This window comes from Ensifer sp. Root142, assembly GCF_001426785.1.
Classification (GTDB): domain Bacteria; phylum Pseudomonadota; class Alphaproteobacteria; order Rhizobiales; family Rhizobiaceae; genus Ensifer; species Ensifer canadensis.
Map to the genome: position 1 here is coordinate 662711 of NZ_LMFK01000012.1, position 11814 is coordinate 674524.

At 62.5% G+C, this 11814-nt stretch carries 9 protein-coding genes and 1 riboswitch; of the genes, 6 read left to right on the plus strand and 3 right to left on the minus strand.

The window, feature by feature from the left end; translation table 11 throughout:
• Nucleotides 1-10 precede the first annotated feature (10 nt).
• Nucleotides 11-610: a DUF6656 family protein gene (locus ASD52_RS15675; protein WP_025426134.1), complete on the minus strand. Its 600-nt coding sequence runs from the start codon at nt 608-610 to the stop codon at nt 11-13.
• Nucleotides 611-926: 316 nt separating this feature from the next.
• Nucleotides 927-1129: riboswitch (cobalamin riboswitch) on the plus strand.
• 105 nt (nt 1130-1234) lie between these two features.
• On the opposite strand from ASD52_RS15675, the gene ASD52_RS15680 reads away from it, so the two are divergent.
• The gene (locus ASD52_RS15680; RefSeq protein ID WP_025426135.1) at nt 1235-2479 is read left to right on the plus strand and encodes an aromatic ring-hydroxylating dioxygenase subunit alpha; all 1245 of its coding nucleotides are present in this window, start codon (nt 1235-1237) and stop codon (nt 2477-2479) included.
• 1 nt (nt 2480) lies between these two features.
• Nucleotides 2481-3575: a hybrid-cluster NAD(P)-dependent oxidoreductase gene (locus ASD52_RS15685; RefSeq protein WP_057212461.1), complete on the plus strand. Its 1095-nt coding sequence runs from the start codon at nt 2481-2483 to the stop codon at nt 3573-3575.
• A 47-nt stretch (nt 3576-3622) separates the two neighbouring features.
• Here the strand turns inward: ASD52_RS15685 and ASD52_RS15690 are convergent, their stop codons facing one another.
• Nucleotides 3623-4690 (minus strand): GH25 family lysozyme, encoded by a 1068-nt coding sequence (locus ASD52_RS15690; protein WP_057211590.1) that lies wholly within the window; start codon nt 4688-4690, stop codon nt 3623-3625.
• 410 nt (nt 4691-5100) lie between these two features.
• Between ASD52_RS15690 and ASD52_RS15695 the strand changes: the two genes are divergently transcribed.
• Complete coding sequence (locus tag ASD52_RS15695; RefSeq protein WP_025426138.1) at nt 5101-5532, plus strand: BA14K family protein; 432 nt, start codon at nt 5101-5103, stop codon at nt 5530-5532.
• Nucleotides 5533-5595: 63 nt separating this feature from the next.
• Here ASD52_RS15695 and ASD52_RS15700 read toward each other — a convergent pair whose 3' ends face one another.
• Nucleotides 5596-6585 (minus strand): transporter, encoded by a 990-nt coding sequence (locus ASD52_RS15700; protein ID WP_025426139.1) that lies wholly within the window; start codon nt 6583-6585, stop codon nt 5596-5598.
• A 197-nt stretch (nt 6586-6782) separates the two neighbouring features.
• Between ASD52_RS15700 and ASD52_RS15705 the strand changes: the two genes are divergently transcribed.
• The 3 genes from ASD52_RS15705 to mcpU all read left to right on the plus strand — a co-directional run bounded on the left by ASD52_RS15705 (nt 6783) and on the right by mcpU (nt 11768).
• A complete protein-coding gene (locus ASD52_RS15705; RefSeq protein WP_025426140.1) occupies nt 6783-8564 on the plus strand; it encodes an acyl-CoA dehydrogenase in 1782 nt (593 codons plus the stop codon).
• Between the two features lie 11 nt (nt 8565-8575).
• Nucleotides 8576-9328 (plus strand): crotonase/enoyl-CoA hydratase family protein, encoded by a 753-nt coding sequence (locus ASD52_RS15710; protein ID WP_025426141.1) that lies wholly within the window; start codon nt 8576-8578, stop codon nt 9326-9328.
• A gap of 361 nt (nt 9329-9689) precedes the next feature.
• Nucleotides 9690-11768 (plus strand): methyl-accepting chemotaxis protein McpU, encoded by a 2079-nt coding sequence (gene mcpU, locus ASD52_RS15715; protein ID WP_244497471.1) that lies wholly within the window; start codon nt 9690-9692, stop codon nt 11766-11768.
• The last annotated feature ends 46 nt before the right edge of the window (nt 11769-11814 follow it).

Consider the following 11814-nt stretch of genomic DNA (forward strand, 5'->3'; position numbering starts at 1 on the left):
GGTCTGCGCTTCAGAGGCTGCGAATGATGCGCTTCAATGCCTCGTCGCGCGCGCCGAGCATCAGCACGTTCTTGAGCGCGACTTTCGGGTCGTCGGTACGAAAGAGCAGCCCGTTGTCGCGAACGCTGCGATTGATGGTCATCTGCCCCTCTGGCGCATCGGGCTCGATGGCAACGGCGAAGTACATTCGGGAATAGCCGGTCTGGATGCGTTCGAAGAAGTGTTTCTCGTCGCCGAGGTCACAGAAGAAGTTGGCGAAATAGAACGACCAGGTGACGTCCTTGGACGGGGCGAGATGTGTTCTCGCCGCCGTGACATGGCAATAGCCGAGATGCGGCCGACCGGTGAGCGTGCGGTGGAAGATCATCTTGGGAAACTGGATCGAGGTATGGAAGCCGTTCATCCGCTTGTGCGTCGTTTCGCCGGCGGTCGTCAGCTTGTGGGCGGTGCGCTCGGCAACCTCGTCATAGCTCAGATAACGCCGCTCGCGCTGCGACCATTGACGCCTTTCTATGCGGCCGGTGCGCAGGAACTCGGTGTGGACCGCTGTCTTCGGAGCGATCGTTGGCAGCTTCTCGGCTGCGGCGTCGTAGTATTTGAGCTTTGCCATGAACTTCAATGCGCTGTTTGCCGGTTCGGCCGGTTTCTCCGTCAGGCGACGCTAATGCATTATGGTTAATGGAAGATTTCACTCGCGTCGGTGGGCCTTGCCCCGCGTCACGGGAAGACATGTCGCAAAATGGCGAAGGATCCGCGCTTTCTCGCAAGCCTTGCCGGAAAAAGCGACAATTGCTCAATCCTTGAGCTATCCTATTGTTTACAATGAAAAATGATCAATCACAGGGCGTTTGGTGCGCTTGATGTGCTGTGTCGTCTTTCTGGAATCGGATGTCGTTAATCGGCAGCTACGACGATGGCTTCCGCGATTAGATATGCCTACTCAAGGTGCTGTCTTTTAGGGAAGGCGGAGAATTGGGAAGCCGGTCAAAACCCGGCGCTGCCCCCGCAACGGTGGTGGAGCGAAAGCCACGGCACAAAGCCACTGGACGGTTCCGTCCGGGAAGGCGCCGGGCTGGTCCTTGCGGACGGCTCCTGAGCCCGGAAACCAGCCTTGACGCGAACAGACCGTAACGGGTTGCGGCGGGCAGCCGGATCGGAGCCGTCATCGCACAGGCAATGCGCCCGTGCGGGTTCCAGTCCTGCCTCTCCGAAACAAGGCGAACGAGGACAGGACATGGACATCAAGGGCGATATGCTCCGCAAGCTGAAGGGTCGACGCGACGGCTACAGCCTCGACCGGGCCTTCTACATCGACCCCGACTACTACAGGCAGGATCTCGAAAGCATCTGGTACAAGGACTGGTTGTTCATCGGCCACGACTGCGAGATCCCGCGTGCCGGTAACTATTTCACCGTCCAGGTCGGCGATTATCCTGTCATTATCGTTCGCGACCGACAGGGCACGATCCGCGCCCTGCACAATTCCTGCCGTCATCGCGGTTCTCGCGTCTGCGCGCAGCACAAGGGCTCTTCGGCCAAGCTCGTCTGTCCCTATCACCAATGGACCTATGAGCTCGACGGCGCGCTGCTCTTTGCCCGCCAGATGGGCGAGGATTTCGACAAGGCGGCCCACGGCCTGAAGCCGATCCACTGCGAGACCGTCGGCGGTTACATCTTCATCAACCTGTCCGAGCAGCCGATGGATTTCGGCCCGTTCCGCGACATGGTCGCGCCCTATCTTGCGCCGCACCGCCTGGGTGAAACCAAGGTCGCCTTCGAAAGCACGATCATCGAAAAGGGCAACTGGAAACTCGTCTGGGAAAACAACCGGGAGTGCTACCATTGTGCCGCCAACCACCCCGAACTTTGCCGCACCTATCCCGAAGCGCCGACGGCGACCGGTGTGCAGGGCGCCAAGGATGATCCCGTCATTGCCGCGCATTGGGCGAAATGCGAAGCAGCCGGACTGCCGAGCGAGTTCCGGATGTCCGAGACCGGCCAGTTCCGCTCGGCGCGCATGCCGTTGATCGACGACGCCGAGAGCTACACCATGTCCGGCGCCCGCGCCGTGCGGCGGCAACTGTCGGCAGACGTTAGCCAGAAGCATATCGGCACGCTCCTGCTCTTCCATTATCCCTCGACCTGGAACCATGTGCTGGCCGACCACGCCATCACCTTCCGCGTCCTGCCGCTCGGCCCGGAGCTGACGCAGGTGACGACCAAGTGGCTGGTCAACAAGGACGCGGTTGAAGGCGTCGACTACAATCTCGAGCAACTGACGCATGTCTGGACCGAGACCAACGATCAGGACCGCCAGATCGTCGAGGAGAACGCCTTTGGTATTCGCTCGCCGGCCTACCAGTCAGGCCCCTATTCGCCCGAACACGAAGGCGGCGTGATGCAGTTCGTCGAGTGGTATTGCAAGTTCATGGAACAGCGCCTGCAGGGCGAGGCTGCTCCGCTTTCCCGGGTCGCCTGACATGCAGATGGCATCCTCGTTCCATCATTTCGACGAGCTTCATGTCTGGATCGACAGGCAGAACATGCTCGAATGCACATCGGCCGTGATCGAGACCGCCGATGTGATGACCTTTACCTTCCGGGCGGAAAAGCCGGCCTGGTTCCGCTATCTGCCTGGGCAGTTCGTCACGCTCGAGCTGCCGGTCGCCGACGAGCCGGTCATGCGCACCTACACGCTGTCGTCGACGCCCTCCCGGCCGTTGTCGATCGCCGTCACCGTCAAGGCGCAAGCCGATAGCATCGGCACGCGCTGGATGTTCGATCACCTGAAGCCCGGCATGCGGCTGAAGGCGTTCGGTCCGCTCGGCGATTTCAGCTTCGTGCGCCATCCCGGCGAAAAATATCTCTTCATATCGGCAGGCTCCGGCGTCACGCCGATGATGTCGATGACGCGCTGGATGGCGGACTGCGTTCCCGAGACCGACGTCACCTTCATTTCCTGCGCCCGCCGGCCAGACGACCTTCTGTTCCGCTCGGAACTGGAAGTGCTGGCGCGCCAGATGTCCGGGCTAAACCTCGGCTTCGTGGTCGAGGGGCATGAGTCAAGGCACGGATGGCACGGGCTGCGCGGCCGCATCGACGGCGCCAAGCTGCCGCTGCTTGCACCCGACTTCATGGAGCGCACAGTGTTTTGCTGCGGTCCGGAGCCGTTCATGCGCGGCGTGCGCGAGTTGCTGAAGGCGGCCGGTTTCGACATGAGCCGCTATCACGAGGAAAGCTTCCAGCCGGCGGCAGCACCGGCAGCCGAGGAGATAGCAGTCAGGGCAGGGGCGGCAGCCGACGCCGAAGCGCAAGGCGCCAAGGTGGTCTTCACCATGAGCGGCAAGGAGATCGAGGCCAAGCCCGGCCAGACGATCCTGCAGGCGGCGCGGGCCAACGGCGTCAGGATCGGTGCGGCCTGTGAAGGCGGCATCTGCGGTACGTGCCGGGTGATGAAAGTCGCCGGCGAGGTCGAGATGAACCACAACGGAGGTATTCTCGACGACGAAATCGATGAGGGCTACATCCTCGCCTGCTGCTCGCGGCCGCTTGGAGATGTACAGATCGAAGCCTGACAATGCTTGATGGTCGCGGGGAGCGTGTTCTTTCCGCGACCGACCCGTCAGCGGCTGGCCGCGGCCGCCAGCCGCACGGCGCGGTCGTGCCGACCGAAATCGATCGACCCGGTCGCCATCATGTCGACGCCTTCGCCGGCGGCGCTGGCAGCTTCGGCGCGGCTGATAAGCAACGGCTGGCTTTCGATTTTCGCCGTCGCCTGGGCAGCGCTGGCGGCGCCGACCCCGTCGTCGGCTCTGGCAATGAGAACGAGCGGCAGTGCCTTTTCCGGCAACAGGGCGCCGCCGGCCCAGATCGGTCGCAAGGTGGCGCTGCTCATAGCCGCGACATTGACGTCGATGTCGTCAAGTGTACCGGGCACACGATAGGGACAGCGGCGTTTGCCGCAATTGATCCCTGACGAGAATTGCCACAGCGCATAGCTGTCCCAGTTGCCGATCGGAAACACATTGCGGATATCCGGCTTGTAGCGGGCATACCACAGGGGTAGTCGCGACAGCAGTCGGTGCTTCGCGCGGTTGGCCGCGATGTATTTGGCCGTGACATGATTGGTGTAGAGCATCGGGTAGCGGCCGGTGCGGGTCTTGATATGTCCGGCAAAGATCGCCGCGTCTTCGAGCGACATGAATTTGTCCGGGTCGATGCCTTCGAGATCGAGCACCATCAACTCGTCGTCGCGCGGGCTCGCATAATCGAGAAAATGGTTGGCCTGATCGACCGGGTTGCCGGGGCGGGCAAGATGATAGGCGCCCCACAGCAGCCCATGGGAGCGGGCGATCATCCGCCGTGTCTGGTAGAGCTCGCGGCTGACGGCGTATTTGCGCCACATCGTCTTGCAGTGGGCGACAGTGTCGCCGCCATGATCGCCGGTGCAGGAGAAGCTTTCCGGCAGGCCGTCGGAGGCCTTGGCGATGAAGCCGGAGATACGCTTGTCGGAAAGCATTGTCTCCCAGTCGATGCTGTTCATTTCATAAGCGTCGACGATGATGGCGTTGGACTTCGACTTCCAGGGCTCCAGTTCGCCGGCGCGTGCGTTCACCGCCGCGAAAGCCAGACCCAGGAGGGTCGCGAGGCGCAGAATCATCCGTAAGGTGGAGATATACCGCTTTGCCATTCAGTGAGATTGCCGACTCTACAGTTAATTGATCGTAAATCCCAGTCCCCGAGCCGACTGTGCTTGAGACGGTGGCGAATGTATAGAGACTTATGGCTGTATATCAGAGGGTGCTTCTATTGCTGTCGCTGTCCCTTGTCGGTCCGATATCTGCAGCTCCATGTGTACTGTCACAGGCGTGAAGCCAGTCTCTTTCGCCGTCCGTCGAGGCGGCAGGCGAGTCAACTTTGTATGCCGGAACATGGAACAAAACCCGTCACTTAGACGTTAGCCGGCGACCGTTTTCGATCGGACCGTAATCAGGATACGTATCGACACGCGGCTGAAATCGCGCAAACTGGCGGTTGTGAAGGTGGCTCGCTGGCGTCGGAAGCGGCGCAAGTGCTCGTATGGAGAGTTATATGAGAACAATGACAGGCAAGTGGTTCGCCGCAGCGATTGCTGCCGCGGTCTTGATGACTTCGGCTGTGCCGTCCCAGGCTTTCATGCCGGCTCCGCTGCGTGTTGAACGGCAGAGTGATGCCACCGAGGTCCAGTATCACCGCCCCGGCTACGAACGGCGCGGCGGATATTATTATTACAATGGCTATCGCGGCTATAACTATCGCCGTCCGGGCTATCGTTATTATAATGGCTGGTGGTACCCGATGGCGGCCTTCGGCGCCGGCGTGATCATCGGCGGAGCCGTTGCCCAGCCGCCGCGCTACACGCGGCCTGCGCCTGCCTATGGCAGCCGCCATGTGCAATGGTGCTACGACCGCTACCGCTCCTACCGGGCCTACGACAACACCTACCAGCCCTACGGCGCGGCGCGCCGGCAGTGCTACTCGCCCAATAGCTAAGAGGGCAAGGAAGAGACAGCAAAAAGGCCGGGCATTGTCCGGCCTTTTCTGATGCCGGCAAGGTCAGAGAATGCCGATCCGCCTGAGGATCCACCACGCAAGGCCCATGGAAAGCGCGATGAACAGCGCGGCATACAGCGTGCCGCTGCCATCGGCGAAGGGAAGGGCGCCGGTGTTCATGCCGAAGAAACCGGTGACCAGCGTCGGCGGCAATAGGAAGGCTGTCATCAGCGACAGAATATAGAGGTGCCGGTTGGTTTCGGAGGAAATCTTGCTGTCGATCTCTTCGTGCAGCAATCGGGCGCGCTCCTGGAGTGCGAAGACGTCGCGATCCACGGCCTCGAGCCGATCGTAGAGGCGCTCGGTGACGTCGATGAAACCGGGCGGCACCTCGTCTTCGTCCGACGCGCCGGCGCGGCGAAGGAGAGCAAGGATCGTGCGCAGGTGCCGGTGAAGGCGAACCACGGTGCGGCGCAATGGCGCCAGGCCCGGCTGCTGCCGGTGACCGGCTTCGCCATAGACGTGATCTTCGATGACATTCAGCTCTTCGGTCAGTTCGAGCACCAGCGAGATCAGCGTGCGCTGGAATTCGACCACCAGCATCTCGAAGAGGTCGATCGGCCGCGCGCATTTGGTGCTCTTTTCGACTGCGGCCTTTACCCGGTCGATGCTGCGCAGCGGGTGCAGCCGCGTCGTGATGATCACCCTGTCGCTGACGGCAAAATGCAGCCAGCCGATCGTCTTCGTCACCGCATCGAAAGTGCGCTCGAAATCGACCAGCGTTCCGTGCACGATATCGTCGGAGACAGTGATGGCCGCCTGGGTGTCGTGGCTGGTCAGCGTCGTTACGGCTGCCGGCGGCAGGTTGCCGATCCGCTCGATGAGCGCCGGCGTTCGCGCGTCCGAAAGCGCCAGATGCAGCCAGACCCAGCCGTCGCCCTTGATGAGACCGTCGATCGAGGCATCGTTGGCGATGCGCTGGCATCGGCTTTCGCCAGGCAGGAAGCGGTAGGCCCAGACCAGGCCGGGTATCTCGGGGGAAATCAGGTTCATTTGAACGCCTTGGCGAGGGCCATCGTTACTGGCTTCTATGCGCCGTTGATGACAGTTTTGTTACGATGCCGTCCGCACCGGCAACCATCACAACGCGGGCTGAATTGACGTTGACGTTTACGTAAAAATCAATAGTGTTCGGCCAAACGAAGATGCGCCGGCAGCTGCGAAAGCGCCCGGTATCTGGGAGGATCATCATGTACAAGGCACCCGTTGACGAGATTGCATTCACGCTGAAGCACGTGGCCGGAATGGCCGGGGCGCTGGAAAGCGGCGCTCTCGGCGACCTCGGCGAGGATCTCGTGGATGCGATCCTGTCGGAGGCAGGACGTTTCGCGACCGAGGAAGTGGCGCCGCTCGGCGACGTCGGCGACAAGCAGGGTTCCCGTCTCGTCGATGGCAAGGTTCAGACGCCTGACGGTTGGCGCGATCTCTATCACAGCTGGATCGGCGGCGGCTGGAACGGGTTGACGGCTCCGGAAGAATTCGGCGGCCAGAACCTGCCGCATATGCTGCATGTCGCGGCCATGGAAATGTGGAACGCCGGTTCGATGGCATTTGCGCTCGGGCCCACGCTTACCATGGGCGCCGTCGACGCGCTGGAGAAGCATGGCTCCGAGGCTCTGAAGGCAACCTACCTGCCGAAGATGGTATCCGGCGAATGGACCGGCACCATGAACCTGACGGAGCCGCATGCCGGCTCCGATCTTGGCGTTCTCAAGACCCGGGCCGAACGTCGCGACGACGGCACCTATCGCATTTTCGGCCAGAAGATCTTCATCACCTGGGGCGAACACGATTTCACCGACAACATCGTCCACCTCGTCCTGGCGCGGCTGCCGGATGCGCCTGCAGGCACCAAGGGCATTTCGCTGTTCCTCGTGCCGAAGTTCCTGGTGAACGCCGACGGTTCGCTCGGCGAGCGCAACGATCTGTTCTGCCATTCGCTCGAGCACAAGCTCGGTATCCACGGTTCGCCGACCTGCACGATGATCTATGGCGACGGCAAGTTCGGCGCAGAGAAAGGCGCGATCGGCTACCTCATCGGCGAAGAAAACCGCGGCCTTGCCTGCATGTTCACGATGATGAACAACGCCCGTCTTGCCGTCGGCATGCAGGGCGTCGCGATTGCCGACGCCGCCACCCAGAAGGCAATCGCCTTTGCCAAGGAACGCACGCAGGGCAAGGCGCCCGGCTGGTCCGGCCAGGGCATGAGCCCGATCATCGAGCACCCGGATGTTGCCCGCATGCTGCTGACGATGAAGGCCCTGACACAAGGGTCGCGCGCCATCGCCTATGCCTGTGCGCATGCGGTGGACATGGGCCATGCGGCAGACGGCGACAAGGCGAAGTTCTGGCAGGAGCGCTCCAGCCTGCTGACGCCGATCGCCAAGTCGTTTGCGACCGATGCCGGCGTCGACGTTGCCTCGCTTGGCATCCAGGTTCATGGCGGCATGGGCTTCATCGAGGAGACCGGTGCCGCTCGTTACCTGCGCGATGCCCGCATCGCCCCGATTTACGAGGGCACCAACGGCATTCAGGCGATCGATCTCGTCACGCGCAAACTGCCGCTTTCGGGCGGCGAACACGTCCGTGGCTTCATTGCCGAATTGCGCGAGATAGGTGGCGCGGTCCGCGCCTCCAACCGTGAGGGATTCGGCGAAACTGCGGCGCGACTAGATGCTGCGCTCGACGATCTCTCCGAGGCGACGGAATGGCTGATTGCTGCTGTTTCGGCCGGTAAACTCTCCGAGGCACTGGCAGGAGCCACGGCCTGTCAGCGCCTGTTCGGTCTCGCCTTGACCGGCGCCTACCTCGCCAAGGGCGGTCTGGCCGAAGCGTCTGACGGTAAGGACGAGCAACGCATCGCGCTCAGTCGGTTCGCCGCGGAAAACATGCTGGCGGAAACCTCCGCCTTGAAGGATCGTGTCGTTACCGGTGCCGACAGCCTTGCTGCCGCGCGCGCCGTCTTGGGTTGAGGGGAAATATCATGACCGACCAGGTGCTTGTCGAACGTCCGGAAGCCTATCCGGGCGTGCAGGTCATCCGCTTCAACCGGCCGGAAAAGAAGAACGCCATCACGCGCGACATGTACGCGAAGATGACCAATGCGCTGACGGTTGCCGGCAGCGATCCGGCCGTTCGCGTGACCGCGTTCCTCGGCACCGAAGGCTGCTTTTCCGCCGGCAACGACATGGCCGACTTTCTGGCGTTTGCCATGGGCGGCAGCATGGGCACCGAGGTCATCGATTTTCTGAAGGCGCTCGCGGGTGCGGCCAAGCCGGTCGTCTCCGGTGTCGACGGGCTTGCCATCGGCATTGGCACGACGATCCACCTGCATTGTGATCTGACCATCACTTCCGCCCGCTCGGTGTTTAAGACGCCCTTCGTCGATCTGGCCCTGGTGCCGGAAGCGGCGTCGAGCCTGATTGCGCCGCGCATCATGGGGCATCAGCGTGCCTTCGCTCTGCTTGCCGCCGGCGAACCCTTGGAAGCGCGCGACGCGCTCGAAGCCGGACTGATCTGGAAGATCGTCGGCCAGGATGCCGTCGAGGAAGAGACGCTTTCGCTCGCCGCCCGCCTTGCCAAGAAGCCGCCGGAGGCGCTGCGCATCGCCCGTGATCTCGTCCGCGGTGACCGCAGTGATGTGCTCACGCGTATCGACGAAGAGGCGAAGCACTTCGCAGCGCAGCTGAAAAGCGCCGAGGCAAGGGCTGCTTTCGAGGCCTTCATGCGTCGCTAGGACGTTTTCCCGGCATCCCTTTCGGTGCCGGACAAGCAAAGTCGGGGCGGTCCTTTAACCGTCCCTGTGTGAAGATCGCGTTGCCGCCGGCATCCCGAACTTGCATATGACAATTTTAATCGCTTCTTAAATAGCGATCGCTAGCGTGCGGCGCGATAGGCCTACCCTCACCAGGGTGGCCCCGGCCGCATGAGGCATGGCTGGCCCCGCCTTTTTGGCATGTTCAACGTTTTCCCGAGGCTTGACCAACCGCCACTCCGGCGGCTGAGCGATGCTGCGCGTGAAAATCATCGAGAGCTCATGTCCGGCGAAGCACGCCGGCCCCTGTTAGGAGCCCATCTTGTCCAAGCGATCGAACCTCATGACGCGCATTCTCGTCGCCGCGTCCGGTGTCGTTGTTACCGCCTTTGCCGGCTTTTCCGTCTATATCGACACGCTTCAGTACGACACAACCACCAAGGCGGTCGAAGAAAACATCTCGTCCTCCGGCGTCCAGGCCGCACAGAGCGTCGCCAAGTGGCTCAACGGTCGCGTCACGTTGACGGCGATGGTGGCCGACGCCGCCGGTCGGACGACCGATGACAACGGCGTCCAGCCGATCCTCAAGAACGACGTGCTGACCAACGAGTTCATCTCGACCTATGTCGGCAACGAGAGCGGCAAGTTCATCACCTGGCCGGACAATCCGATGCCGGCGGGCTACGATCCGCGCCAGCGCCCGTGGTATCAGCAGGCCGTCAAAGCCGACGCGCGTGTTCTCACCGAGCCCTATGTCGACGCCTCGACCGGCGACCTCATCATCAGCGCTGCCGTTCCGGTCAAGCGCGACGGCAAGCTTTACGGCGTCACCGGCAGCGACTTCTCACTGGAAACGCTGGTCTCGATGGTCAAGGGCATCGACGTCGGCGGCGAAGGCTTCGCCTTCCTCGCCAGCAAGGACGGCCAGATCCTCGTTCACCCGGATTCCAAGCTCGTCACCAAGACGCTTGCCGACGCCTTCCCGATCGACACCCCGACGATCAGCTCCGGCATCATGAACACCGAACTCGATGGCAAGCCGATGATCGTCAGCTTCGTACCGGTTCAGGGCCTGCCCTCGGTCGAATGGTATGTCGGCTTCGTCATCGACGCCGATGTCGCCTATTCCGCGATCGACCAGTTCCGCATTGCCGCAACCGTCGCGACCATTCTCGCCGTCGGCGTCATGCTCGTCTTCCTCGCAACCTTCCTCAACCGCCTTGTCATCCGCCCCGTCACCGACATGACCGGCGCGATGGAGAAGCTTGCCGCCGGCAATCTCAACGTCGAAATCCCCGGCGAAGATCGCCGCGACCAGATCGGCTCGATGGCCGCCGCAGTCGCCGTCTTCCGTTCCAATGCGGTCGAGCGTGCCCGCCTCGAAGACGAGGCCGACGCCAACCGTTCACTGTCGGAGCGCGAGCGCCTGGAACGCCAGGCTCGCGATGCCCGTGATGCTGCCGAAGTGCAGCAGGCCGTCGATGGCCTGGCAAGCGGTCTCGGCCGCCTGGCCGACGGCGATCTCGCCTACCGCATCGACAATCCGTTTGCCGATCGTCTCGATCGTCTGCGCGCCGACTTCAACAACTCGGTCGCCAAGCTGCACGACACGCTCTGCGCCGTTGGTGCCAATGCCCGCGGCATCGACGCCGGTGCGACGGAAATCCGTTCGGCCGCCGACGATCTGGCCCGCCGCACCGAGCAGCAGGCAGCCTCGGTCGAAGAGACGGCAGCTGCGCTTGAAGAGATCACCACCACGGTCAAGGATTCTGCCCGCCGGGCGGAGGAAGTCGGCGTGCTGGTCGCCCGCACCCGGGCCGGTGCCGAAAAGTCCGGCGAGGTCGTTGCCAACGCCGTCGAGGCGATGCATGCGATCGAAAAATCGTCGGGCGAAATCTCCAACATCATCGGCGTCATCGACGACATCGCCTTCCAGACCAACCTGCTGGCGCTGAATGCCGGCGTCGAGGCGGCCCGTGCCGGTGATGCCGGCAAGGGCTTTGCCGTCGTTGCCCAGGAAGTGCGTGAACTGGCACAGCGTTCGGCCAATGCCGCCAAGGAGATCAAGGCGCTGATCACCACCTCGGGCAACCAGGTGCGCAGCGGCGTGACGCTGGTCGGCGACACCGGCAAGGCGCTGGAGACGATCGTTGCCGAAGTGCAGGAGATCAACAAGCATGTGAGCGCGATCGTCACGGCGACGCGCGAACAGTCGACCGGCCTTCAGGAGATCAACACGGCAGTCAACACCATGGACCAGGGCACGCAGCAGAACGCGGCAATGGTGGAAGAGCAGACGGCGGCAAGCCATGGCCTGGCTTCGGAAGCCGCTTCGCTCAATGCGCTTCTGGCCCAGTTCAACCTCGGCAATACCCAGAGCGCCTATGCGCCGACACCAACGTCGCGTCGGCGGGCGGCATAGGTCGGGTGCATCGGTCTGAACGATGAGAAAGGGCCCGGACATCCGG